This is a genomic window from Cobetia marina (assembly GCF_001720485.1).
In the GTDB taxonomy this organism is placed as follows: domain Bacteria; phylum Pseudomonadota; class Gammaproteobacteria; order Pseudomonadales; family Halomonadaceae; genus Cobetia; species Cobetia marina.
On record NZ_CP017114.1, the window covers coordinates 1,145,117 to 1,169,862 of the forward strand.

The 24,746-nt window shown below is 63.2% G+C and carries 18 protein-coding genes; 13 read left to right on the forward strand and 5 right to left on the reverse strand.

The window, feature by feature from the left end:
- Positions 1 to 52: 52 nt before the first annotated feature.
- Positions 53 to 490, reverse strand: coding sequence for a MerR family transcriptional regulator (locus tag BFX80_RS04890; protein ID WP_077375619.1), 438 nt, complete (start codon positions 488 to 490; stop codon positions 53 to 55).
- 355 nt (positions 491 to 845) lie between these two features.
- On the opposite strand from BFX80_RS04890, the gene BFX80_RS04895 reads away from it, so the two are divergent.
- The 7 genes from BFX80_RS04895 (at position 846) to BFX80_RS04925 (ending at position 8,818) form a co-directional block, all read left to right on the forward strand.
- Positions 846 to 2,426: a CoA-acylating methylmalonate-semialdehyde dehydrogenase gene (locus tag BFX80_RS04895; RefSeq protein WP_077374811.1), complete on the forward strand. Its 1,581-nt coding sequence runs from the start codon at positions 846 to 848 to the stop codon at positions 2,424 to 2,426.
- 142 nt (positions 2,427 to 2,568) lie between these two features.
- Positions 2,569 to 3,735 (forward strand): acyl-CoA dehydrogenase family protein, encoded by a 1,167-nt coding sequence (locus tag BFX80_RS04900; RefSeq protein WP_084208095.1) that lies wholly within the window; start codon positions 2,569 to 2,571, stop codon positions 3,733 to 3,735.
- Between the two features lie 53 nt (positions 3,736 to 3,788).
- Positions 3,789 to 4,607, forward strand: a complete 819-nt coding sequence (locus BFX80_RS04905; protein ID WP_077374805.1) for an enoyl-CoA hydratase — start codon at positions 3,789 to 3,791, stop codon at positions 4,605 to 4,607.
- On the forward strand, positions 4,604 to 5,788 hold the full coding sequence (locus BFX80_RS04910; RefSeq protein ID WP_084208096.1) for an enoyl-CoA hydratase/isomerase family protein: 1,185 nt from the start codon (positions 4,604 to 4,606) through the stop codon (positions 5,786 to 5,788). Before BFX80_RS04905 ends, BFX80_RS04910 begins: the two co-directional genes overlap by 4 nt.
- An 85-nt stretch (positions 5,789 to 5,873) precedes the next feature.
- Positions 5,874 to 6,788 carry a 3-hydroxyisobutyrate dehydrogenase gene (gene mmsB, locus BFX80_RS04915; RefSeq protein WP_084208097.1) on the forward strand — a complete coding sequence of 305 codons (915 nt, stop codon included), beginning with the start codon at positions 5,874 to 5,876 and terminating at the stop codon, positions 6,786 to 6,788.
- Positions 6,789 to 6,851: 63 nt separating this feature from the next.
- Positions 6,852 to 7,265 (forward strand): rhodanese-like domain-containing protein, encoded by a 414-nt coding sequence (locus BFX80_RS04920; RefSeq protein ID WP_084209636.1) that lies wholly within the window; start codon positions 6,852 to 6,854, stop codon positions 7,263 to 7,265.
- 167 nt (positions 7,266 to 7,432) lie between these two features.
- Positions 7,433 to 8,818: an MATE family efflux transporter gene (locus tag BFX80_RS04925; protein WP_084208098.1), complete on the forward strand. Its 1,386-nt coding sequence runs from the start codon at positions 7,433 to 7,435 to the stop codon at positions 8,816 to 8,818.
- A gap of 111 nt (positions 8,819 to 8,929) precedes the next feature.
- Here the strand turns inward: BFX80_RS04925 and ppnP are convergent, their stop codons facing one another.
- Positions 8,930 to 9,217 carry a pyrimidine/purine nucleoside phosphorylase gene (gene ppnP / locus BFX80_RS04930; RefSeq protein WP_077374792.1) on the reverse strand — a complete coding sequence of 96 codons (288 nt, stop codon included), beginning with the start codon at positions 9,215 to 9,217 and terminating at the stop codon, positions 8,930 to 8,932.
- 75 nt (positions 9,218 to 9,292) lie between these two features.
- Positions 9,293 to 10,126 carry a posphoenolpyruvate synthetase regulatory kinase/phosphorylase PpsR gene (gene ppsR, locus BFX80_RS04935; protein WP_077374789.1) on the reverse strand — a complete coding sequence of 278 codons (834 nt, stop codon included), beginning with the start codon at positions 10,124 to 10,126 and terminating at the stop codon, positions 9,293 to 9,295.
- Between the two features lie 445 nt (positions 10,127 to 10,571).
- Here ppsR and ppsA point away from each other — a divergent pair, with 445 nt between their 5' ends.
- Positions 10,572 to 12,908: a phosphoenolpyruvate synthase gene (gene ppsA / locus BFX80_RS04940; RefSeq protein WP_084209637.1), complete on the forward strand. Its 2,337-nt coding sequence runs from the start codon at positions 10,572 to 10,574 to the stop codon at positions 12,906 to 12,908.
- Between the two features lie 462 nt (positions 12,909 to 13,370).
- A complete protein-coding gene (locus BFX80_RS04945; protein ID WP_205632738.1) occupies positions 13,371 to 14,636 on the forward strand; it encodes a dicarboxylate/amino acid:cation symporter in 1,266 nt (421 codons plus the stop codon).
- 99 nt (positions 14,637 to 14,735) lie between these two features.
- Here BFX80_RS04945 and rraA read toward each other — a convergent pair whose 3' ends face one another.
- Complete coding sequence (gene rraA / locus BFX80_RS04950; RefSeq protein ID WP_077374783.1) at positions 14,736 to 15,236, reverse strand: ribonuclease E activity regulator RraA; 501 nt, start codon at positions 15,234 to 15,236, stop codon at positions 14,736 to 14,738.
- Between the two features lie 332 nt (positions 15,237 to 15,568).
- Here rraA and BFX80_RS04955 point away from each other — a divergent pair, with 332 nt between their 5' ends.
- On the forward strand, positions 15,569 to 16,189 hold the full coding sequence (locus BFX80_RS04955) for a porin family protein (RefSeq protein WP_077374780.1): 621 nt from the start codon (positions 15,569 to 15,571) through the stop codon (positions 16,187 to 16,189).
- Between the two features lie 173 nt (positions 16,190 to 16,362).
- Here the strand turns inward: BFX80_RS04955 and acnB are convergent, their stop codons facing one another.
- Positions 16,363 to 18,966, reverse strand: a complete 2,604-nt coding sequence (gene acnB, locus BFX80_RS04960) for a bifunctional aconitate hydratase 2/2-methylisocitrate dehydratase (protein ID WP_084208099.1) — start codon at positions 18,964 to 18,966, stop codon at positions 16,363 to 16,365.
- A gap of 405 nt (positions 18,967 to 19,371) precedes the next feature.
- Here acnB and BFX80_RS04965 point away from each other — a divergent pair, with 405 nt between their 5' ends.
- From BFX80_RS04965 to BFX80_RS04975, 3 genes are all read left to right on the forward strand, one after another.
- Positions 19,372 to 19,860, forward strand: a complete 489-nt coding sequence (locus BFX80_RS04965) for a DUF1289 domain-containing protein (RefSeq protein ID WP_084208100.1) — start codon at positions 19,372 to 19,374, stop codon at positions 19,858 to 19,860.
- Between the two features lie 70 nt (positions 19,861 to 19,930).
- The gene (miaE, locus tag BFX80_RS04970; protein ID WP_077375606.1) at positions 19,931 to 20,632 is read left to right on the forward strand and encodes a tRNA-(ms[2]io[6]A)-hydroxylase; all 702 of its coding nucleotides are present in this window, start codon (positions 19,931 to 19,933) and stop codon (positions 20,630 to 20,632) included.
- 94 nt (positions 20,633 to 20,726) lie between these two features.
- The gene (locus BFX80_RS04975; RefSeq protein ID WP_084208101.1) at positions 20,727 to 24,641 is read left to right on the forward strand and encodes an AAA family ATPase; all 3,915 of its coding nucleotides are present in this window, start codon (positions 20,727 to 20,729) and stop codon (positions 24,639 to 24,641) included.
- The last annotated feature ends 105 nt before the right edge of the window (positions 24,642 to 24,746 follow it).

The following is a 24,746-nucleotide window of genomic DNA, read 5'->3' on the forward strand; positions in this document are numbered from 1 at the left end:
TGCTGTCGTGATGCTCTCAAAGGTGTTGGAAGAGGGTGACAGGTGTCGCGCATCATCCGTGTGTCGTCAGGCGGGCCAGCGCTTCCCGCGCCCGCGTCTCGACATCGTCCAGCTCGCGCTGCATGGCGGTGAGGTCGCGCAGCTGGCGCTCCAGTCCTTCACGTTTCTCGGCCAGGATGTCGAGCAGCCTCGTGAGCTGCTTCTCGCCGCCGCCATCCGCGGCATCGTAGAGATCCACCACCTCGCGAATCTCGGCCAGCGAGAATCCCAGCCGCTTGCCGCGCAGCGTCAGCTTGAGGCGCACGCGGTCCTTGTCGTGATAGATGCGCGTCTGGCCGCGTCGCTGGGGATGCAGCAGGCCTTCTTGCTCATAGAAGCGGATGGTGCGTGTGGTCACGTCGAAATGACGTGCCAGCTCGCCGATGCTCCAGGTGCGTTGGGTCGGGCGAATGGCGTCGCTGGTGCTGGTGGCACTCAGCAGGCCTTCCATGCCGACGCCATCGTCCGGACTCTCGGAGGCTGTCGGGTTCTGGGTGTCAGGCGTTGAGGTAATCATCGTATCCGTCATGGGCACTGCCGCTCCGAATGCTGTGTGCGCCGAGGAGATGGCATGCCCCTCTGCGCAGTGGATGCCAGCGGCGTCTGGCCGTGAATTTTCTACAGACTAGCATTGTTTACGTTAACGTAAAGGGTAATAGTATTTGCAGCCAACCAAGCAGATGCTAGGTTGAGTCAGATCGCAATGTCGGCTTGCCGCTTTCGGCAAGATGGCTCTGGCTGACGTCTCCGGCTCTGCTGACACGCCGTCCTTCACCCAATAACAACAGACACAGGAATGCCACGTCATGTCTTCGACTACCCTCACGTCCGCAAATGGCTCGCTTGAGTTGCTGTCACGACTGCGCGCCGTCGTCGCCGGTGACAGCGCACCACTGGTATTGCCACAGCTGATCAATGGCCAGTTTGTCGCAAGCTCCGCCGATCAGCACCTGAGCGTGACCAACCCGGCCACCAACGCTGAAGTGGCGCGTGTTCCACTGACGCCGCTCAGCGAACTGGACGAGGCGCTGGTGCATGCCGAGCAGGCCTTCCAGCGCTGGCGCAACACCCCGGTGCCGACCCGTGCCCGTCTGATGCTCAGTTATCAGCATCTGCTCAAGCAGCATCATGACGAGCTGGCCGAGATCATCTCTCATGAGCTAGGCAAGACCTTCGAGGACGCCAAGGGCGATGTCTGGCGCGGCATCGAGGTGGTCGAGCATGCCGCCAACATTCCGAGTCTACTGATGGGCGAGACGGTGGAGAACGTCGCCACCGGCATCGACAGCTACTCCGTGACCCAGTCGCTGGGCGTCTGCCTGGGCATCACGCCGTTCAATTTCCCCGCCATGATACCGCTTTGGATGTTCCCGCTGTCCATCGCCTGCGGCAATGCCTTCGTGCTCAAGCCTTCCGAGCAGGTACCGCTGACCACGCTGCGTCTGGCGGAGCTGTTCATGGAAGCGGGAGCGCCCGAGGGCATCCTGACCGTGGTGCAGGGCGGGCGCGATCAGGTCAATCACCTGCTGGCCCACGAGACACCGCGCACCGTGAGCTTCGTCGGTTCGGTACCGGTGGGGCAGCACATCTATCGTACCGCCACCGACAACCTCAAGCGCGCCCAGTGCTTCGCGGGTGCCAAGAACCACATGGTGATCATGCCGGACGCTCCGGCGGACCAGGTGGTGAATGCGCTGGTCGGGGCCAGTGTCGGTGCGGCGGGTCAGCGCTGTATGGCGATCTCGGTGGCGGTCTTCGTCGGTGATTCGAAGGCCTTGATCGCGCGGGTGCGTGATGCGCTGGCCGAGGTGCGCCCCGGTGCCTGGAATGACAAGGGCGCCAGCTACGGACCGCTGATCTCGCCGCAGGCACTGGAGCGCGTGACGGGCTGGATCGGGCAGGGCGTCGAGGAAGGGGCCGAGCTGCTGCTGGACGGTCGCGGCATCTCGGTGGCGGGCTATCCCGACGGCAACTGGCTGGGGCCGTGCCTGTTTTCCAAGGTGACGCCGGAAATGGTGCTCTATCGCGAGGAGATCTTCGGGCCGGTGCTGTGCTGCATGGAGGCGGCGGATCTGTCCGAGGCCATCGAGCTGATCAACAACAACCCCTACGGCAACGGCACCTCCATCTTCACGCGCTCCGGCGGCGCGGCACGCCGCTTCCAGAATGAGATCGCGGTGGGCCAGGTCGGTATCAACGTGCCGATTCCGGTGCCGCTGCCGTTCTTCTCCTTCACCGGTTGGCGCGGCAGTTTCTTCGGCGATCTGCATGCCTATGGCAAGCAGGCGGTGCGCTTCTATACCGAGACCAAGACGGTGACGGCGCGCTGGTTCGATGATGCGCCGGCCGAGGGCAATCAGCCCAACTTCTCTATTCAGATGCGCTGATGGCTCTCTTCACAAGACCGCTGATGACTCTCTTTACAAGACCGCTGAGGGCTCTTCAGATGCGCAGAGGGCTCTCTTCACAAGCCCGCCGAGGACTCGGCGGGCCTGGAGATAAAGAACAAGGACAACAGGAGGCAGCTGCATGAACTTTTCGCTGACCGATGACCAGCGTGCCCTGCAGGAGGGCGCGCGTGCCTTCGCGGATGCCGAGCTTGCCCCGCATGCCGCCGAGTGGGACGCCACGGCCCATTTTCCCATCGAGACGCTGAAGAAGGCGGGTGAGGCTGGCTTCATGGGGCTCTATGTCCCCGAGGAGCATGGCGGTCTTGGCCTGCCGCGTCTGGACAGCTCCATCATTCTCGAGCAGCTGGCCACCGGCTGCATCTCGACCACCGCCTACATCACCATCCACAACATGGTCGGCTGGATGATCGCGAGCTTCGCCAGTGACGAGTGCCGCGAGCAGTGGGTGCCAGCGATGGTGGCGGGCGACAAGCTTGGCTCCTACTGCCTGACCGAGCCGGGCAGCGGCAGTGATGCCGCCAGTCTGCGCACCCGCGCCGAGCGTGACGGCGATGACTACTACCTGAGTGGCTCCAAGATGTTCATCTCCGGTGCCGGGGCGACGGACGTGCTGGTGGTGATGGCGCGCACCGGCGAGCCTGACAGCGGCGCGGCGGGTATCTCGGCCTTCGTGGTGCCAGCGGGTGCCGACGGCATCAGCTACGGCAAGAAGGAAGACAAGATGGGCTGGAACAGCCAGCCGACCCGGCTGGTGAGCTTCGATCGCGTGCGGGTCCCGGCGGACAATCGTCTGGGCGAGGAGGGCGAGGGCTTCCGTTTCGCGATGAAGGCGCTGGATGGCGGACGCATCAACATCGCCACCTGCTCGCTGGGCGCGGCCCAGAAGGCGCTGGAGCTGTCGCGGGATTATCTCGGCGAGCGCAAGCAGTTCGGGCGCGAGCTGGCGCAGTTCCAGGCCCTGCAGTTCAAGCTGGCCGACATGGCCACCGAACTGACCGCGGCGCGCACCCTGGTGCGGCTGGCGGCCTTCAAGCTCGATGAGGGCGACGGCGAGGCCAGCGCCCACTGTGCAATGGCCAAGCGCTTTGCCACCGACATGGGCTTCGAGGTCTGCAATCAGGCACTCCAGCTGCATGGCGGCTACGGTTATATCCGCGAGTACCCGTTGGAGCGGCTGGTGCGTGACACCCGTGTGCACCAGATTCTAGAAGGCACCAACGAGATCATGCGTCTGATCATCGCGCGCCGTCTTCTGACGCCGGGCATGATCGAGTCGCTGGCGTAACGGCGCCTCCACTTCAATTCGTCAGTGGTTACCATCTTTCAGGGAGTTACGTGATGTCATCCAATCAAGGGCCATGCCTCGTTCTCGAGAAGGATCGTCATATCGCCCGTGTCACCATCAACAACCCGCCGGCCAACACCTGGACGGAGGCGTCCTTGATCGAGCTGGAGCAGTTGCTCGATGAGCTGGAGGGCGATGGCAGCGTCAGTGCGGTGGTGATTACCGGTGAGGGCGACAGGTTCTTCTCCGCCGGCGCCGATCTCAAGACCTTCGCCGACGGTGACAAGGGCGTCGCCGCCACCATGGCGCGCCGCTTCGGGCTGGCCTTCGAGCGGCTGGCCAACTTCCCCGGCGTGACGATTGCCGCCGTCAACGGCTACGCGATGGGCGGCGGGCTTGAATGCGCGCTGGCCTGCGATATCCGTATCGTCGAGCGTCAGGCGAAACTGGCGCTGCCGGAGGCCAAGGTCGGTCTGCTGCCGTGCGCGGGCGGCACCCAGCATCTGCCGTGGCTGGTCGGCGAAGGCTGGGCCAAGCGCATGATCCTGTGTGGTGAGCAGGTGGATGCCGAGACCGCCGGTCGCATCGGGCTGGCCGAAGAGGTGGTCGAGACCGGCCAGAGCTTGGAGCGCGCGCTGGCGATGGCCGAGAGCGTCGCCAACCAGAGCCCGAGTGCGGTGGCGCGCTGCAAGGCGTTGATCATGTCATCTCGCCATCGCGGCATGAGCGATGGCCTGCGCATGGAACGCGAGCTGTTCGTCGAGCTGTTCGATGACCCCAACCAGAAGGAGGGCGTGAGTGCCTTCCTGGAGAAGCGTGCACCGCAGTGGGTCTCGCATCAGAAAGAGGTGAAGGGAGGAGGGCGCTCATGAGCCAGATAGAAGGTGTCACTGCCAAGGCCGCGACCGATGTCGAGGCGCCCGTGGTGTTCGAGACGCGTCGCGCCCGCGACGGCAAGCAGCTGGGCATCATGCGCCTGAATGCGCCGCGCTCGCTGAATGCGCTGTCGCTGGCCATGATCGAGCGCATCGAGGCCCAGCTGGATGCCTGGGAGCTGGACAGCAGCATCGCCATGGTGTGGCTGGAAGGCGCCGGCGAGCGTGCGTTGTGTGCCGGTGGCGATATCGTGGCGCTCTATCAGGCGATGACCACCGCACCGGCAAGCGAAGGCGCAGACCCTCTTGAAGCGCTGGAGGATTTCTTCGCCACCCGCTACTTCACCGCGGAATACCGGCTCGATCACCGGCTGCATACCTTCCCCAAGCCGCTACTGGTGTGGGGCGGCGGCATCGTGATGGGCGGCGGCATGGGGCTGTTCGCCGGCGGTTGCGAGCGCGTGGTCACCGAAAGCTCACGGCTGGCGATGCCGGAGGTCAGCATCGGCCTGTACCCGGATGTCGGGGCCAGCTGGCTGCTCAATCGCCTGCCGCGTGGCATCGGCGAGTATCTGGGAGTGACCGGCGCGCAGTTGAATGCCCGCGATGCGCTGGATCTCGGGCTTGCCACACGCCTGATTCCCGACGCGCAGCGCGAGGCGCTCAAGCAGGCGCTGTGCGAGGGGGAATTCGGGCGTCATCCGTCGCGTCATCTGAGCCAGGTGCTGAGCGAGTTCGAGCGCCGTGAGCTGGCGCCGCCGGGACAGGTCATGCCGCTCTTTGATCATCTTCAGCAGCTGGTCGCCGGGCGCGAAGTGCTGAAGGCCTGTCAGCGGATCCTCGACGATCCCCAGGCGCGCAGTGACTGCAATGCGTGGCTGAACGCCAATCGCGAGCGTCTGCTGGCCGGCTGCCCCAGTTCCCCGCATCTGGTATTTCGCATGCTGGCACGTCACCGTCATTCCTCGCTGGCGGAAGCCTTCCGCGACGAGCTGACCCTGTCGGTGCGCTGCTGCATGGGCACCGAGCTTGCTGAAGGGGTGCGCGCCCTGCTGATCGACAAGGACAGGCAGCCGCAGTGGGCCTATGCCTCGATCGCGCAGGTCTCCGAGGAATACATCGACGGCTTCTTCGCGCCGCTGTGGGAAGAGGACGAGCATCCGCTGATGGATCTGTAAGCGCGCTTTTCAGCACGGGCGGCAGGTGCGGACATGCCGCCGGACGCCAATGACAACAAGAACCTGTTCACGAGGAAGCATTGCCATGACATCCATCGGTTTCATCGGGCTCGGCAACATGGGCGGCCCCATGGCCCTCAATCTGGTCAAGGCCGGCCATGAGGTGAAGGTCTTTGATCTGGTCGAGTCGGCCATGAGCCAGCTGGTCGAGGCGGGTGCCTCACGCGCCGAGTCGCCACGCCAGGCGACAGAGGGCGTTGACGTCGTCATCAGCATGCTGCCGGCGGGGCAGCACGTGCGAAAGCTCTATCTGGGTGACAAGGAAGACGGCGAGGGTGGCCTCTTGGCGACACTCGACGCTTCGGTACTGGTGATCGACGCCTCGACCATCGCGCCGGATGATGCCCGGCTGGTCGCTCGCCATGCCGCCGAGCGTGGCATCACCTTCATGGACGCCCCGGTGTCGGGCGGGGTCGGTGGCGCACGTGCCGGCACGCTGAGCTTCATCGTCGGTGGCGAGGCCGACGGCTACGCGCGTGCCGTGCCGCTGCTGGAAGTGATGGGCAAGAATCTGTTCCATGCAGGCCCGGCCGGCAGCGGTCAGGTCGCCAAGATCTGCAACAACATGCTGCTGGGCATCCTGATGAGCGGCACCGCCGAGGCGCTGGCGCTGGGGGTCAAGAACGGACTGGACCCGGCCGTGCTCTCGGAGGTGATGAAGCAGTCCTCCGGCGGCAACTGGGCGCTCAACGTCTACAACCCCTGGCCCGGGGTGATGGAGGCGGCACCTGCGTCCAACGACTATCAGGGCGGCTTCCTGGTGGACCTGATGGCCAAGGATCTCGGCCTTGCCTGGGAAATGGCGCTGGGCTCGAAATCGGCAGTGCCAATGGGCTCCCAGGCGCGTAACCTGTTCGCCCAGCATGCCGCCCAGGGTGCGGGACGTCTCGATTTCTCGAGCATCCAGCGTTTCTATCGTTGCGGCGAGGCGGATGTGTGAGGTGTCACGCAGGCGGTGAGTGGCATGCATCATCAGGACGATATCATCTGCAAGGAGGACCCCATGATTCGACCGGTCAGTGAGCTGGTGGCAGCGGCCGAGAAGGAGATCGACACCCTGTCGCCTGAGGCGCTGCGTCAGGCGCTGGAGGAGTCTCGCGCAGGCGGTACACCCCTGATCCTGGTGGATATCCGCGATGTGCGTGAGCTGGAGCGGGAAGGCCGCATTCCCGGGGCCATCCATGCGCCACGCGGCATGCTGGAGTTCTGGGTCGACCCGGCTTCGCCCTATCACCGTGCCGATTTCGCCCGTGAGGGATGTTATGTGCTGTTCTGCGCCGGCGGACTGCGCTCGGCGCTGGCCACCAAGTCGCTCAAGGACATGGGCTTCGGGCCGGTGGCCCATCTCGGTGGCGGCTTCGCGGCCTGGCGTGAGGCGGGGGGAGAGGTCATCTCGCCCTTCATGCAGGGCAACTAGTCCGGCTTGCAGCCCCCTGAGCCGCAAGGGAACTGCTCTCGCCGCGCGGATGTCTTACACTGTGCCCGTCCTGCACGACGGATTGCACGACAGATCGTACGATCGATAGCCCCCGATGGCCCCGCAGGCAGCTCGCCTGACGGGGCCGTTTACTGTCCGGAGCCTGCATGCCTGAGCCTGCCAACCCCACGTCCTCTTCCTCTGCCAGAAACCCGTCCCCGCGTGGTCGGCGTGATCTGCTGCGTGATCCGATCGCCTCGACGCTTGCCCGCATGACGGGGCCGGTGATCGGCGGCATCGTCACCATGATGCTGTTCAACCTGGTGGATGCCTGGTTCATCGCCCAGCTGGGCACCGCGGAGCTGGCGGCGGTCACCTTCACCTTTCCGGTGACCTTTGCCGTCATCAGCATCGCCATCGGTCTGTCCATCGGCACCACCGCCGTGGTGGGGCGCAGGCTCGGGCGTGGCGAGTTCGAGACGGTCAAGGCGCGGGCCACGGATGCCAGTCTGCTGGGGTTGCTGCTGGGCGTCGTGATGATCGTGGCGGGGCTTGTCAGCATCGGGCCGCTGTTCGGGTTGCTGGGGGCCGATGACACCCTGATGCCGCACATCCAGGACTACATGCAGGTATGGTACTTCGGGGCACCCTTCGTGTTGCTGCCACGCGTGCTGGGCAGCGTGCTACGCGCCGAGGGCAATACCCTGGTGCCCTCGCTGGTGATGGCGGCGGCAGGGGGACTCAATGCGCTGCTCGACCCGCTGCTGATCTTCGGCATCGGAGATTGGCAGGGCATGGGCGTGGCGGGGGCGGCGCTGGCCACGGTGCTGTCGTGGCTGGCGATGACGCTGGGCTTGCTGGCATTGCCATTGCTGCGCGCGCGGCTGGATCTGCATCAGCTGTCGCTGACACGTCTGATCACCTCATGGCGAGAAGTGGGGGCCATCGGCTTGCCTGCGGCCATGACCAGCGTGATGACGCCGATCGCCACGGCGCTGGTCACGCGGATCGTCAGTCAGCATGGTCATGCCGCCGTCGCGGCCTATGGCATCGGTTCACGCATCGAGTCACTGGCACTGATTCTGGTGCTGGCACTCTCGATGACGCTGTCACCCTTCATCAGCCAGAATGATGGTGCCGGGCAGCACCGGCGGGTATGGCGAGCCATCCACGGTATACTCGGCTTCATTCTCGTCTGGCAGCTGGCGGTCTGGCTGGGGCTGGGGCTTGGCGGTGAGTGGATCGCGGCGCGCTTCGCCGAAAGCCCGGAAGTCGCGCAGCTGGTGGTCACCTACCTGTGGCTGATTCCCGCCGCACTCGGCGCCCAGGGCGTGATCATCCTCGCCAACTCCAGCCTCAATGCGCTGCACGAGCCACGCCGGGCGATGACACTCTCGCTGGTGCGACTGTTCGCTCTGCTGGTGCCATTGGCCTGGCTGGGGGGGACGCTTCACGGTGTGGTCGGTATCTTTGCCGGGGTGGCGACAAGCTATCTGCTGATGGGCGGTATCAGTTATCTGGCGCTGCGCTCCGTGCTCAGGCGACGCGCCTGAGCACGGTATCGAGAGACAGAGATCGAGACGAAAGAAGCCGCCGTGCTCGAAGGCACGGCGGCTTCTTCATGTCTGGCTTTCAGTGCCTCAGGCGGCTGTTTTCCCAGTGCCTTAAGCGTCTTCGTACTTGCACAGATAGGCGGACTCGACCGTGGTGCGCACCTCGAAGCTCTGGTTGGCTTCGACGATGAAGCTTTCCCCTGCGGCAAGCTGGTACCACTCTTCCGCGCCTGGCAGCAGTACCTGCATGTCGCCGCTGATCAGGGTCATGTATTCGCGTTGGCTGGTGGAAAACACGAATTCGCCGATGGCCATTACGCCGACCGTGGCAGGCAGATCTGCGCTCTGGAAGGCGATGGAGGCCACCTGGCCGTCGAAGTAGTGGTTGGTGTGGAACATGGGGAGACTTCCTGCGTGAGTAGGGGGGTTGTTGTGGTCGATGTGTGTTGTTGGGGGCTAACGTAGCGCCGGGTATCAGCGCGGTGAGAAGCGGCGTGCCAGGCCGGTCTCGGCGATCATGCGCGTCGAGATCTCTTCGATCGAGAAGCGCGTGGTATCGATGTAGGGCACCTTGGAGCGGCGGAACAGCGCCTCGGTCTGCTCGACTTCCTGCAGACACTGGTCGATCGAGCAGTAGCGACTGTTGGGGCGACGCTCGGTACGGATGGCAGCCAGGCGGCGCGGGTCGATGGTCAGTCCGAACAGCTTGTGGCGATATTGCGCCAGTGACGCCGGCATCTTGAGGGTGCCGGATTCGTCGAGATCATCCTCGGTCAGCGGGTAGTTGGCCGCGCGGATGCCGAACTGCAAGGCCAGATACAGCGAGGTCGGGGTCTTGCCGCAGCGTGAGACGCCGATGAGGATGACGTCGGCCTTGTCGTACTGGTGGGTGCGCGCTCCATCATCGTTGTCGAGGGCAAAATGCACCGAATCGATGCGGTTCATGTAGACATCATCCTGACCGATGGAGTGGGTCTTGCCGACGCTGTAGGACGAGTGGGTATCCAGCTCCTCTTCCAGTGGCTTGAGGAAGGTGGAGAAGATGTCGACCTTGAAACCGGAGGATTCCGAGATGATGTCACGGATGTCCTGATCGACGATGGTGTCGATGATGATGGGGCGCTCACCGTCCGTGGCGTGGGCGCTCTCGATGGCCTTGACCAGCGCCGTGGCCTTCTCGGAGGAGTCGATGTAGGGCTTGGTCACCATGCGGATGTCGGTGTTCTCGAACTGGGCCAGCAGACTGCGTCCCAGTGTCTCGGCGGTGATACCGGTTCCATCGGAAATGAAGAAGGCGGTTCGGGTCATGACGGGCACTCGTGAAGAACGAATCGAAGACACAACCCGGCGCAGGGTGTCGTCTCGTGAAGTCCCAAGTGTCGGCGTTCACTGTCGTGCTTGCAATATCCGGCGGATGGCCAGTGGCGCGATATGGGAAATCTCGTGTTCCCGTTCTCCGGCAAAGCGGCCCATGACTACATTCCTGTAGCGGCCGTTTCTGGCTTGTCGACATGTTCGGCGACGATAGCGACAGAACGCCTGAAACAGTCTCAGGGTTGTAGTCCTCCTCCACTGACTAGCCGGTTAGACCAATGGCTAATACTAGAGAGAGCTTGTTAGGGTGGCGTCATTGCTGAACGGAAGGCGGTTCAACGTCCTCCATCGGTCATTCGTTTCCATCCATTGGTACCAGGGGGTTCCCTTGTCACAGCAAGCCACATCCGAATACGTCGTCGATTTCGATCAGCTCGGCATGAACGATGTTGATCGCGTTGGCGGCAAGAACGCCTCGCTCGGTGAGATGATCTCCAATCTGGCCGATGCCGGTGTCACCGTGCCCGGCGGCTTTGCGACTACCTCCTTTGCCTATCGCGAGTTCCTGGCTCACGAAGGCCTCGACAAGCGTATCAATGCCGCCCTCGATGCTCTCGATGTGGATGACGTGGTCGAACTGGCGCGCGTCGGTGCCGAGATTCGTCAGTGGATCATCGATACGCCGCTGCCGCCGGCCTTCGAGGCCGAGATGGAACGTGCCTATGCCGAGCTGCAGGCCAGACACCCGAATTTGAAGGTTGCCGTGCGCTCCTCCGCCACCGCGGAAGACCTGCCGGACGCCTCCTTCGCCGGTCAGCAGGAAACCTTCCTCAACATCGAAGGCTTCGACAACATCAAGCGTGCGGTGCACGAGGTGTTCGCGTCACTGTTCAACGACCGCGCCATCTCCTACCGCGTGCACAAGGGCTTTGATCACTCGCTGGTCGCGCTGTCTGCCGGCGTGCAGAAGATGGTGCGCTCCGAGACGGCCGCTTCCGGCGTGATGTTCACGCTGGATACCGAATCCGGCTACCGCGACGCCGTCTTCGTCACCGGCTCCTGGGGCCTGGGCGAGACCGTGGTACAGGGCGCGGTCAACCCTGACGAGTTCTACGTTCACAAGACCACGCTGGCCGCCGGCCGCCCGGCGGTACTGCGCCGCAACCTGGGCTCCAAGCTGATCAAGATGGTCTACACCGACGACACCAGCGCCGGGCGTTCCGTGGCGACCGTCGACGTGCCGGTGCCGGAGCGTCATCGCTTCTGCATCAGCGACGCCGATGTCGAGGCACTGGCGCGCCAGGCCATGATCATCGAGAAGCACTACCAGCGTCCGATGGACATCGAATGGGCGCGTGACGGCGATGACGGCAAGCTCTACATCGTCCAGGCGCGTCCGGAAACGGTCGTCAGCCAGGAAGAGGGCGGCAATCTCGAGCGCTTCCAGCTGCGCGAGAAGGGCCGCACCCTGGTGACGGGGCGTGCCATCGGTCAGCGTATCGGCCAGGGCGCGGTGCGCGTGATCGACAATCCCGAGCAGATGGACAAGGTGCAGGTCGGCGACGTGCTGGTCACCGACATGACCGATCCGGACTGGGAGCCGGTCATGAAGCGCGCCTCCGCCATCGTCACCAACCGTGGCGGACGTACCTGCCACGCGGCGATCATCGCGCGTGAGCTGGGCATTCCGGCCGTGGTCGGCTGTGGCGACGCGACCTCGGTGCTCGCCGAAGGCCGCGAAGTGACGGTCTCCTGCGCCGAAGGCGATACCGGTCATGTCTATGACGGTATCCTCAACTTCGACCGCACCGTCACCAGCGTCAACGAGATGCCGGAGATTCCGTTCAAGATCATGATGAACGTCGGCAACCCGGACCGCGCCTTCAGCTTCTCGCGTCTGCCGAATGCCGGTGTGGGCCTGGCGCGCCTCGAGTTCATCATCAACCGCATGATCGGCGTGCACCCCAAGGCGCTGCTCGACTACGCCACCCTGCCCATCGATCTGCAGCAGACCATCGATGCGCGCACCGCCGGCTACGCAAGCCCGGTCGACTTCTACGTCGACAAGCTGGTCGAGGGTATCTCCACCCTGGCAGCCGCCTTCCATCCGCAGAAGGTCATCGTGCGCATGTCGGACTTCAAGTCCAACGAGTACGAGAACCTGATCGGCGGCAAGATGTACGAGCCGGGCGAAGAGAATCCGATGCTGGGCTTCCGTGGCGCCTCGCGCTACGTGTCCGACACCTTCCGCGACTGCTTCGATCTGGAATGCCGTGCCCTCAAGCGCGTGCGTGACGAGATGGGGCTGACCAACGTCGAGATCATGGTGCCCTTCGTGCGGACTACCGGCGAGGCGGAACAGGTCATCAAGCTGCTGGGCGAGAATGGCCTGGTGCGTGGCGAGAACGGTCTGCGCGTCATCATGATGTGCGAGCTGCCGACCAACGCGCTGCTGGCGGATCAGTTCCTCGAGCACTTCGACGGCTTCTCCATCGGTTCCAACGACCTGACCCAGCTGACCCTGGGACTGGATCGCGACTCCGGCATCGTCGCTCACCTCTTTGATGAGCGTAATCCGGCGGTCAAGCAGCTGATGTCGATGGCGATCCGTGCCTGCAAGGCGCAGGGCAAGTACGTGGGTATCTGCGGCCAGGGGCCGTCGGATCATCCGGAGCTGGCCAAGTGGCTGATGGAAGAGGGCATCGACAGCGTCTCCCTCAACCCGGATTCCGTGCTGGAAACCTGGTTCATGCTGGCGGACAAGGAACTGGCCTGATCCCGCTCGCGAGCGGATGTGATGCCCAGCCTCGGTATCTGACCCAGTGAGAGGCCCTAGGCTGGCGCACTACCAGATGCTGGCGCCAGTCGCCGGCTGATCAAGCGCCCACTGCACATCATGTGCGGTGGGCGCTTTTCATTTTCGCGCCCGAAAACTGAATGGATGGTCAGCTTGCGACACTAGACCAATGGTGTAGAAACCGGCAGAAGCATGTCAGTTCGTAACAAATAGCAACAAAATGATCTCGAATTCGCGACTAAATGATGATCATCCTGCCTCGTGTGGAAAAGGCAGTCATTTATAATCCCAGCCACCCCGCTGACCACAATATCCATGGTGGTTATGAATCCATGGTGACCATGCATCCATGGTGACCATGACGGCAGGCCTCACCAGTAGCCAGCAATGCGGTGGCACGCAACAACCGACCTTTCAGACACAATCCAAGGTAGTCGTAACGTGAAACAGTCTTTATGGAAGAACATCGGCGTCCAGGTAGTCATTGCCATGATACTGGGCGCTGGTGTAGGCGCTTACATGGGCGAGAGCGCCGCGATGTTCGCGCCACTCGGTGAGCTCTTCATTCACCTGATCAAGATGCTGGTGGTACCGCTGATCGCGGTCTCCATCGTGTCGGGAGCCGCCAATCTGGGCGATAGCCCTTCTGCCGGCAAGATCGGTCTCTCCACCTTCGCCTTCTTCATGCTCACCTCAGCCGTGGCGGTGATGCTGGCGCTGGTGATGGGGCATGTGTTCCAGCCGGGCAGTGGGGTGGATCTGGAAAGCGCCAAGGGCATGTTCTCCAACGCCTACGCCGACAAGGGCAGCGTGCCGGGCGTGATGGATACCATTCTGGGCATGGTGCCGACCAATATCTTCGGCGCACTCACCGATGCCAACATCCTGCAGATTCTGGTGTTCTGCCTGTTTCTCGGCATTGGCCTGTCCAAGACCGGCGAGCGTGGCAAGCCGCTGATCGAAGGCCTGAATACCGTGATCGAGGCCTTCGTGTGGATGATCAACGTGGTGATGCTGATCGCGCCGATCGGCGTCTTCGGTCTGATGGCGGACGCCGTCGGCACCTTCGGCTTCGATGTGCTGACCCTGGTGATGAAGCTGTTCCTCGTCTACATGGGCGCCATCCTCATCTATGGCTTCGTGTTCTACCCGCTGGTGGTCAAGTTCGGCTCTGACGTGCCACTGGGTCGCTTCCTGTCGGTGATGAAGAAGCCGCAGGCCGTCGCGCTGTCCACGGCGTCCTCCATGGCGACCCTGCCGGTCAACATGGAAGTCTGCGAGAAGGAGCTGGGCCTGAAGAATGCCACGACGGCCTTCGTGCTGCCGCTGGGCGCGACCATCAACATGAGCGGCAACGCCATCTATTACGGGCTGGTGGCGATGTTCTTCGCCCAGGTCTTCAACGTCGATCTCGGCTTCTCCGCCTACGCCGCCATCGTGTTCACCGCGACCCTGGGTGCCATCGGTCAGGCTGGCGTGCCGGGGCCGTCGTTCCTGGTGGTTGCCGTGCTGCTGGCGGCCGGCATTCCCATCGAGGGCCTGCCGCTGCTGTTCGCGCTGGATCGTATCTTCGACATGACGCGTACCGCGCTCAACATCACCGGTGACGCGGCCTGCGCCGCCGTGGTGGATCGCTTTGCGCGTGCCGATGATGCGGTCGCCGAGCGCCAGGACACCGCATCAGGTGAGCCGGTCAGCGTGCGCTGAGACAGACACGACTGACAGGAAAACGCCCCCGCAGCCAGAACGGTTGTGGGGGCGTTTTCATTGGGGGCTTGAACGGTTCGACCGGTGGTCGGGAACCAATCAGGGCGTCGGCTGGGTGCGAATCAGGGCTTCCTTCGAGGTGACGATGCCGTTGTTGTCGGCGTAGAGGAAGTCGCCCGGCACGATGGTGACACCGGCAAAGGTGACCGGGATATCGCGCTGGCCTTCGCCACGCTTGATGCTGGGACGCGGGTAGCAGCCGAGTGCCTGCACGCCGAGCTGGGTGGCGTGGATCTCGTCGACATCACGGATGCAGCCATACATGATCACGCCGGCCCAGCCGCTCTTGGCGGCCTGCTCGGCGAGCATGTCGCCCAGCATGGCGCAGCGCATCGAGCCACCGGCATCGACGACCAGCACGCGCCCTGCACCGGGTTCCGCGACCGCCGCCTTGACCAGCGAGTTGTCCTCGAAGCACTTGATGGTCACGACTTCGCCGCCAAAGGACTCGACGCCGCCGTAGTTGATGAACAGGGGCTCGAGGACTTGCACATCAGGGAACTCATCGCAGAGATCGGGGGTGGAGATGGAGTGCGTCATGTCGGATTCCTTGTGCTGGGCGGCCCGGTGAGGGTCGCTTGGGGACGGAGCGCTGGCGATTGCTGCAATGCCACAACGTCGAGAATGCCCGATACGCCAAGGCTTTGCACCTGTGCGAAGGGCTAAGCGGGCCTCGGGCGCGTGCAAGCGAGGGACGGGAGGGTCACGAGGGCATGTTGCTGACTGGCGACGTGGGAAGTAGTGAAAACGCCACTCTTGAAACACCGTTCGATATCTACCACGATGCTCCTGCACCCATGGCAGGCGACGTTGAACCAGACTGCCTCTGGCAGGTATCCGCCTGTGCCGCCCATTGGATCAAGGAGCAACACATGAGCAAGTCACGTCTTCTGGCCGCCCCGTTGGCCACCGTTTCCTTCGCCGCTCTCGCTCTGGCGCTCAGTGGTCACGCCCAGGCGGCAGGCAATGCCACCGAAGGGCTCTATATCGGTGCCGGTACCGGTTTTTCCAGCCTGAAGAACGATGATTCCGATGAGGCCGGCGATTTCATCGACTCCGGCAGCGATGACTTCGACGTGGATGATGACGACAACGTCTACAAGGCCTTCGTGGGCTATCAGTACAACCCGTACTTCGCCACCGAAGCCTTCTATACGGATCTCGGGACCGTTCAGCTCAAGGGCAATGACTTCGGCAATACCGATCTCAAGTCCAAGGCCTACGGCGTCAACGTGGTGGGTATCCTGCCGATCGGCCAGTACTTCTCGCTGTTCGCCAAGGCGGGCATGGCCAAGTGGGAAACCGATGTCGACGGCAATCTGGGCGATTCCAGTGTCGACCTGAAGGACAATGACGGCTTCGACCCGGTCTATGGTGCCGGTGCCCAGGTCAATCTCGATCCGTTCCTGATCCGTGCCGAATACGAGCGTTATGACTTCGACAGCGACTATCAGGTAGATGCCTTCACGGCCTCTGTCGGTTACAAGTTCTAGGCCGAGCAGGTCGTCAGGCCGTCTCGGGCGGCGGGCGAGAACGCCAGGCATGAAAAAACGGGCCGTCCCTGATGGGGCGGCCCGTTTCGTTGTCTCGCTGGCAGCTCTGGCGTGACCAGTGACGGCTGCTGTCCAGAGAGGCGCCGGACATTGGAGCCCGGCGCCTCGCCTGATCAGGCTTCCTGAGTGACCGGAATCACGTTGGAGGCGGCGTTCTGGAACTCTTCGATCTCATGGAAGTTCAGGTAGCGATAGATCTCGCCGGCCATGGCATCGAATTCGCCCATGTAGCCCTGATACTGCTCGACGCTCGGCAGACGACCGATGACCGCGGCGATGGCGGCCAGTTCGGCAGACGCCAGGAAGACGTTGGCGCCGTCGCCCAGACGGTTCGGGAAGTTGCGCGTGGAGGTGGACACCACGGTGGACTTGGCAGCCACACGTGCCTGGTTACCCATGCACAGCGAGCAGCCCGGCATTTCCATGCGCGCGCCGGCACGGCCGTAGATGCCGTAATAGCCTTCGGCGGTCAGCTGGTGCTGGTCCATCTTGGTCGGCGGTGCCAGCCACAGCTTGGTCTTCAGGCTACCGGCCGGCTGCTTCTCAAGCAGCTTGCCGGCGGCACGGAAGTGACCGATGTTGGTCATGCACGAGCCGATGAAGACCTCGTCGATCTTCTGGCCGGCCACGTCGGACAGCAGACGCGCATCGTCCGGGTCGTTCGGGGCACACAGCACCGGCTGATCGATCTCGTCGAGGTCGATCTCGATGATCTCGGCGTATTCCGCGTCCTTGTCGGCACGCATCTGGCTCGGGTTGGCCAGCCACTCTTCCATGCCGGCGATACGACGCTCGATGGTACGGGCATCGCCGTAACCGTTGGCGATCATCCACTTGAGCAGGGTGATGTTGGACGTCAGGTACTCGGTCACGCTCTCGTCGGACAGCGTGATGGTGCAGCCCGCGGCGGAGCGCTCGGCAGAGGCGTCAGACAGCTCGAAGGCCTGCTCTGCGGTGAGATCTTCCAGACCTTCGATTTCCAGAATGCGGCCGGAGAAGGCGTTCTTCTTGTTGGACTTGTCGACGGTCAGCAGGCCCTGCTTGATGGCGTACAGCGGGATGGCGTGGACCAGGTCACGCAGGGTGATGCCCGGGCGACGCTTGCCCTTGAAGCGCACCAGCACGGATTCCGGCATGTCCAGCGGCATCACGCCAGTCGCGGCGGCGAAGGCCACCAGGCCAGAGCCTGCCGGGAAGGAGATGCCCATCGGGAAGCGGGTGTGGGAGTCACCACCGGTACCGACGGTGTCCGGCAGCAGCATGCGGTTCAGCCACGAGTGGATGATGCCGTCGCCCGGACGCAGCGACACGCCGCCGCGGTTCATGATGAAGTCCGGCAGGGTATGGTGAGTCTCGACATCGACCGGCTTCGGGTAGGCGGCGGTGTGGCAGAAGGACTGCATCACCAGGTCGGCCTGGAAGCCCAGACATGCCAGATCCTTCAACTCGTCGCGAGTCATCGGGCCGGTGGTGTCCTGGGAGCCGACGGTGGTCATCTTCGGCTCGCAGTACATGCCCGGACGCACGCCTTCCATGTTGCAGGCCTTGCCGACCATCTTCTGCGCGAGGGTGAAGCCCTTGCCGGTGTCCTTCGGCTGCTCCGGCAGACGGAAGACGTCAGAGGCGTCCAGTCCCAGCTCGGTACGTGCCTTGTCGGTCAGACCGCGACCGATGATCAGCGGGATACGACCGCCAGCACGCACTTCGTCCAGCAGGACCTGCGTCTTGAGGGAGAAGGTGGAGATGACTTCGTCGGTGTCGTGACGGCAGACCTTGCCTTCGTACGGGTAGATGTCGATGACATCGCCCATGGCCATCTTCTCGACGTCCATTTCCACCGGCAGGGCACCGGCATCTTCCATGGTGTTGAAGAAGATCGGCGCGATCTTGTTGCCGAACACGAAGCCGCCAGCGCGCTTGTTGGGCACATTCGGGATGTCGTCACCGAAGAACCACAGCACTGAGTTGGTGGCGGACTTGCGTGAGGAGCCGGTACCGACCACGTCGCCGACGTAGGCGACCGGGAAGCCCTTGGCCTTCACTTCCTCGATCTGGGCCAGCGGGCCGATGACGCCTTCTTCCTGCGGGATGATGCCATCACGCGGGTTCTTGAGCATCGCGTTGGCGTGCAGCGGGATGTCCGGACGTGACCAGGCGTCAGGTGCCGGGGACAGGTCGTCGGTGTTGGTCTCGCCCGGCACCTTGAAGACGGTCAGGGTGATCTTGTCCGCCAGGGCGGGCTTTGACAGGAACCATTCGGCGTCCGCCCAGGACTGCAGCACGGATTGCGCGACGGTGTTGCCGGCCTTGGCGCGCTCGGCGACATCGTGGAAGGCATCGAACATCAGCAGGGTGTGCTTGAGCTGTTCGCCGGCTTCCTTGGCCATGGACTCGTCGTCCAGCAGCTCGACCAGCGTGGCGATGTTGTAGCCGCCCTGCATGGTGCCGAGCAGCTTGGTGGCGTGGGTCTTGTCGATCAGCGGTGAAGAAGCTTCGCCACGCACGATGGCGGTCAGGAAGCCAGCCTTGACGTAAGCGGCTTCATCGACGCCCGGCGGGATGCGATTGGTGAACAGGTCGAGGATGAACTCTTCTTCACCGGCCTGCGGATTCTTGAGCAGTTCGACCAGATCAGCGGTCTGCTCTGCATTCAGCGGCTTCGCCGGGATGCCCTGCTGGGCGCGTTCTTCAACCTGTTGACGGTAGGCTTCAAGCACGTGGGAGACCCTCATCTGTAATCGTGTCGAGATGCGTGTGCCAGTCGTCACGCGAACCGGCAGAGACATCCCGAGGCTTCTTGCGGGTAATTCAAGCGTCTTATTGCGAGCGAATCAGGCGCTACGGGGCGAACGCGAGTCTACTCAACTTTGTCGACAATGTTAAGGAGCACCCCCGTGTGGGGGCTGAGACTTTGGTCGTCATCCAGGGCGCCATTTCGACCTTAACAGCTTGATATTGCATTTCTTTGTCGCGCTTCAGGCATGGCGCGGCTCGCATCGCCCGATGTCGCGTCGAGGTGACTCGAGCCTTGCGGTCTCCGTGCACCGCTGTCGAGCTCAGCAGGCGCACGGTATGATGCTGTTATCCTTTTTCCTGAAATTTCGCCGCAAGCCGAGGGCAGCATGAGCCGTATTCTTTCTCCCTGCGTCGGGGTGTGTTCCACCACGGTGGGTGACAACGTCTGTCGTGGATGCCAGCGCCATGACCAGGAGATCCTCGATTGGTTCGGGTATGACAGTGAGCAGCGCACGCAGCGCATGCGCGAGCTGGATGCGCTGCGCAGTGACGTCGCCGGGCGCTGGCTGTACGTGCATGACGAGGCGGCGCTGGCGGAACAGTTGACGCGCCACCGGATTCGTTTTCGTGAGGATCAGTCGGCGCTGTCACGTGCGGTGGAGCTTCTGCGGGTGGGACGCACCAGGATCCGTGACCTCTCTGCCTATGGCATCACGCCGTGCAGTGGCGGCGAGGAACTTGAGCCGGAACAGCTTTTTTCGCGAATAAACGATGAAATCATGGTGGAAGCGGCAAAGCGGGCCAATAATGAAGTGAGTCCGGCAGGTCATCCTCCTGATGCAACGCAAGATGACGCTGGCAAGAGAAAAGACTGACATGATGGACGATGGCATGACCCTGATGACTGACCGCGAGCGTTTCGCGACGGATGAGCATGACGCTCGGATGGCCCATGAGCTTTCACGCGTCATCAAGGCGCCGCAGGGGCCGAGCAACGAGGATACCGATGCACTGCTGCCGGACTCCCTGCTGGCCTTTCTCGGTTGCCGCACACCGCACGCCTGGGTAGAGGCGGCGCTCGACAATCCTGAGCTGTTGCTGATCGACCACGCGCAGTGCGAGAAGAAGGCGGCCTCCACCGCGATGAGTCTGATGTACCGCTATGTGGACCACCCCTTGCTGCTGAGCAAGATGTCACAGCTGGCTCGAGAGGAGCTTCTGCACTTCGAGCAGGTGGTAGGACTGATGGAAAGGCGTGGAATCGTCTATCGTCATATCAAGGCTTCCCGATATGCAGAAGGGCTGCGTCAGCAGGTGCGCAAGGAAGACCCTCAGCGGCTGGTGGATATCCTGCTGATCGGGGCATTGATCGAAGCGCGGTCCTGCGAGCGATTCGCGCGTCTGATCCCGTATCTTGAGCCCGAGCTTGCAAAGTTCTATCGCACTTTGGTTAAGTCTGAGGGACGCCATTATGAGGATTACCTCATGTTGGCCGAGCGTTACAGCAAGGAACCATTGGAATCCCGTCTTGCGGTACTGCGTGCGGTGGAGAAGGAGCTGATCGAGCGTCCTGATGTCAGCTTCCGTTTCCACAGCGGCATCCCCGTCACGAATCGGGTGGAAAACGCCTCAAGCCAGGTGAGTTGAGGCAGTACAGACACAAGGCAAGGCTCAAGAACAGGGGACCTCCGGCGCCATGGCTGGGCTGGCGTTTCGTTCGCGACTTTGAAATGGATGACACATGACGCAGGAAACATCTGGTCAAGCTCAATTGGCGCTGCTGGGACATTTCCAGCTGACCCTGGGCGATGACACGCTGACGCAGTTCAGCTACGACAAGGTCAAGGCACTGTTGCTGCATCTTCTGCTGCATGATCAGGCCGTCTCGCGGGCGGGGCTGGCAGAGCTGCTATGGCCGGATCAGGGGCTGTCCTCGGGCCGCACCAACCTGCGCCATGCCCTGCATTGCCTGCGTCAGAGCCTGGGGGAGGAGGCCGACAATCTTCTGACGGTCTCACGTCAGACGATCGCGCTGTCGATTCCGGATTACTGGGAGCTGGATCTCGACGAGCTCAACGGCCTGTTGCTGGCGCCGCCCTCGGTGGCGACGCTCAACGAGGTGCTGGGACTCTACCGGGGCGATCTCGTCGAAGAGCTTGCCCTGACCCAGTGCCCGGAATTCCAGCGCTGGATGATCAAGGTGCGCGGCGAATGGCGTCAGCGCGTCATCCAGTATGCCGAGCGAGTACTGGCGACCGATGAGCCGGTCCCGGACGATGTGCTGCGGACCCTGGTGAGCCGCTTCTCCGGATATGGCCCCTTCCATGAACGCCTGGTACGTCAGCTCGCGGAAGATGGTCAGTCGGCTGCGGCGCATGAGCAGTTCAATGCCTTCCTGCAACAGCTGGCACTCTCCGGTCAGCAGCCTGATCCGGGATTCCTGCAGCTGGCCCGTTACTGGTCCGATGGCAAGAGCGAGCAGATGGGAGCGCTCACGCCGCAGGGCGCCATTTCTCGCACGCTGTCGCTGGACAGCGCGCCGCTGCGTGAAGACGAGATCGACCACCGTCAGCTGTCGGTCATGGCGATTCGCCTCAGCGTCAAGGACAGTCATCGTGATCGTGTCTGGGCCCGCGCCAGTCTGACCCTGCAGATCGAGCTGCTGCGCTGGCTGGAGCAGCAATGCCACCACCTGGGCGGTTTCTGGCTGCCGGGTGCCACAGGTGGCGTCGGCCTGGCGTGCTTCGGCACGCATGGCCCGGCCCATCAGCTGGCAGAGCTCGTGGCGCTTTATGAGCACTGCAGCAAGGCGATGCCGGATGAGATCGAGCGGATCTGGGATGGCGAAGGCAAGCCGCCGGTCTTCTCGCTGTCGGCGGGTCTCCACTCCGGGCAGGTCATCTATCTGCCGGAGCGTCAGCTGGCCGACCCGCTTGGCCAGGTGACCCAGTATTCCCTGGAATTGATGACGGCGGCCGAAGGCAGCGAGCTGGTGATTTCCCAGGAGGCCAGTCAGCACATGCCTCCCGCACTGGATCTGCAGCCACGTCTCACGTCACGCCTGTTGGCAGCGGACGGACGAGTGCGTCTGCGCGCGTTGGTCCTGAGCAGCAGCGTGGGGCATCGTGAGGCGTCACTGCCGACACTGATCGGACGTGAAGGCGAGCTGCGCCGTCTGCGCGATGCGCTGGCGCGTGCCAGTATCGGGCTGCGTCAGAGCGTGCTGGTCAGCGGCAACTCCGGCATGGGCAAGTCGGCCCTGATGGTCAACTTCCGGCAGCTCGAACAGAGTCAGGACGTGGGCCTGTGCTGGATGCCGACGACTCGCCTCTCGCAGCTGGAACCCTACAGCGTGGTGCGCACCCTGATGCGCTGGCGCCTCGATGGTCATGTGGATCGTGATGGCGTCGAACAGGTATTTGAATCCTCCGAGGCCTTGCAGGCTCTCGACGAGGACGTGCGTCGCTCCTTCCATGCGGTGCTGGGGACCGCGGAGGAGGCCTCGGAAGATGAATCCCTGATCCAGAGCAGCGAGACGGTCGAGCGTGTGGTGCGTGTGCTGCATCTGGTGATCGAGAAATCGGCAAGCCTGCGTCCGCTGGTGATGATGATCGACGACCTGCAGTGGCTCGATGAACCGTCGCTCAAGGTGCTGGCGGGACTGCAGGCGCGCCTGCCCATCAACATCGGCTTCATGCTGGCGGCCAGCCACAACGGCCGCGACAGCCTTGCCGTCAAGCTCAACTGGGACCAGCATATCTCGCTGGGTCGCCTGGACCCGATGCAGGTCTCGCGTCTGCTGTCGCATCTGTCGCGTCGCTATCGTCTGCATCTCAGCCCGCGCATGCGCAGCCAGCTCATCGAGCGCTGCGATGGTGTGCCGCTCTACCTGCAGGAGATCTGTCGTCGTCTCGACATGGATCGCCGTGAGGGGCGTCCGGTGCAGCTCGACGAGCTGCCCAAGGGCTTGATCGGCCTGCTGTCCAGCCGTATCGACCAGCTGGAAGAAGGCCGCGATGTGGCCCACGCCGCCGCTGTGCTGGGACGTGTCTTCAAGCTGAGCTTCCTGCGCCAGAGCTGCGAATTCGAGGAAGGGCGCCTCAAGCGTTCCATCGAGAGCATGCAGCGCCTGGAGATCATCGAGGCCTGTGGCAACGATAGTGAATTCGACTACCAGTTCACCCACCAGCTGATCCAGGAAGCGGCCTATCTGTCCTGCCCGCGTGACGTGCGTCGCCGCATTCACCTGCAGGTCGTGGCCCTCATCGAGGACAAGCATCCTGCCTGGATCAGCCGTCACCCCGGCTATTTCGCCGTCCATCTGCGCAAGTCACAGAACTTCAGTCGTGCTGCGCGCTATTTCGAGCTGTCGGCACGTGAAGCGCTCAAGATCAGCGCCAACCGTACCGCGCTCAAGATGGCCGACAGTGGTCTGGCGTGTCTCAAGCATGTCGAAGGGCAGGAGGAGCGTGAGGTCAGCCTGCTGACCGTACGCGGCCAGGCCGGCTTCGCGCTGGAAGGGCATGGTTCCCGCATCGCGCACGAGAGCTTCGTGCAGGCGCGCAATCTGCTCAACAGTCCGGCGCTGCTGGAAGATGATGAGCCGGATCTCGAGCAGGCCTTCATCGTGAAGTGGGGACTGTGGGTCGGTTGCAGTGAGCGCCATGCGCATGCGGATGCCTTCGCGCTGGCCTCGGGCCTGAGTGATCTGGCGGAAGAGCTGTCGGATGGCCGTTATCGTCGTCTGGCCGACTATGCGCGGGCACACTGCGAATTCTGGGCCGGTCGCGTACGCGTGGCAGGTGAGCATCTCGATGAGATCGATCCGGTCCACAATCCCATGGTGCTCGAATGGTTGCCGTTCAGTGATCACCCTCAGGTGGCAGCGGCATGTCTGCAGAGCTGGACGTCCTGCCTGCGCTTTGACTACGTGCAGGCCGAGCAGCAGGCCGAGGCGGCCATCCGCATGGCGGAGGCCATCGGTCAGCCGGGCTCGTTGGCCATGGCGTTGATGTTCTCCACCTCGCTCTATCGTCAGCTGGGGCATACCCATCTGGCCACCCAGCGTGCCGAGCGGGCGCTGGAGCTGACCCGCTCCGCGGATCTGCACCTCTGGCACATGGCGGCGCATGGCGTGCTTGGCTGGGCGCGGGCAATGAACGGCGACCGCGACGGGCTCGCGATGCTGCAGTCCAGCATCAACGAGTTCGCCGAGCTGACCGGGCGTGAGCGGCATCAGCGGCCCAATCTCTGGTACATGGATGCCGTGATGGCGCTGGGTGAGCATTCGGCGGCCGAAGAGTACATGGAGAAGGTGCTGCTGGTGGCTCAGGAGCGCAACTCCTTCTATCTGGCAGAGGTCAGCTACCTGGTGGCCGCGTTGCGTGCCGCTCAAGGTCTGCCGAGCGAGAAGGTGCGTTCCTTGATCGAGCAGGGCCTGGCCTACTCCATCGAGCAGGAAAATCCGCATCATGAAGCAATGGGACTCGCTGCCTGGTTGAGGCTGGTCGATGCGCAGGATGCCGAGCGCTGCGAGCGCCTCAAGGCACTGCTGGATGAGCTGCCGGCAACGGATGCACCCGCGGTACTGGGGTGGCATCAGCTGGTGGAGGCGGTGGAAGGGCGTGCGCGTCGCAAGGCGTCCTCGCCGGCCTGACGCGCACGCCCGGCGCTCCGGGCTGAGCAGACTCTGAACGGCGCCAGTCGCTTCGAAAGCCGAGGCTGGACAAGGAAAAGCCCCCGTTGCCACTCAAGGCAACGG

Bases quoted from the DNA above. Each gene is read 5' to 3' on its own strand.
- BFX80_RS04920 (WP_084209636.1), top strand. From the start codon at position 6,852: ATGATTCGACCGGTCAGTGAGCTGGTGGCAGCGGCCGAGAAGGAGATC.
- ppsR (WP_077374789.1), bottom strand. From the start codon at position 10,126: ATGACCCGAACCGCCTTCTTCATTTCCGATGGAACCGGTATCACCGCC.
- BFX80_RS04955 (WP_077374780.1), top strand. From the start codon at position 15,569: ATGAGCAAGTCACGTCTTCTGGCCGCCCCGTTGGCCACCGTTTCCTTC.
- BFX80_RS04975 (WP_084208101.1), top strand. From the start codon at position 20,727: ATGACGCAGGAAACATCTGGTCAAGCTCAATTGGCGCTGCTGGGACAT.
- rraA (WP_077374783.1), bottom strand. From the start codon at position 15,236: ATGACGCACTCCATCTCCACCCCCGATCTCTGCGATGAGTTCCCTGAT.
- BFX80_RS04895 (WP_077374811.1), top strand. From the start codon at position 846: ATGTCTTCGACTACCCTCACGTCCGCAAATGGCTCGCTTGAGTTGCTG.
- ppsA (WP_084209637.1), top strand. From the start codon at position 10,572: ATGAACGATGTTGATCGCGTTGGCGGCAAGAACGCCTCGCTCGGTGAG.
- mmsB (WP_084208097.1), top strand. From the start codon at position 5,874: ATGACATCCATCGGTTTCATCGGGCTCGGCAACATGGGCGGCCCCATG.
- BFX80_RS04925 (WP_084208098.1), top strand. From the start codon at position 7,433: ATGCCTGAGCCTGCCAACCCCACGTCCTCTTCCTCTGCCAGAAACCCG.
- ppnP (WP_077374792.1), bottom strand. From the start codon at position 9,217: ATGTTCCACACCAACCACTACTTCGACGGCCAGGTGGCCTCCATCGCC.
- BFX80_RS04910 (WP_084208096.1), top strand. From the start codon at position 4,604: ATGAGCCAGATAGAAGGTGTCACTGCCAAGGCCGCGACCGATGTCGAG.
- BFX80_RS04890 (WP_077375619.1), bottom strand. From the start codon at position 490: ATGGAAGGCCTGCTGAGTGCCACCAGCACCAGCGACGCCATTCGCCCG.
- miaE (WP_077375606.1), top strand. From the start codon at position 19,931: ATGGCCCATGAGCTTTCACGCGTCATCAAGGCGCCGCAGGGGCCGAGC.
- BFX80_RS04905 (WP_077374805.1), top strand. From the start codon at position 3,789: ATGTCATCCAATCAAGGGCCATGCCTCGTTCTCGAGAAGGATCGTCAT.
- BFX80_RS04965 (WP_084208100.1), top strand. From the start codon at position 19,372: ATGAGCCGTATTCTTTCTCCCTGCGTCGGGGTGTGTTCCACCACGGTG.
- BFX80_RS04900 (WP_084208095.1), top strand. From the start codon at position 2,569: ATGAACTTTTCGCTGACCGATGACCAGCGTGCCCTGCAGGAGGGCGCG.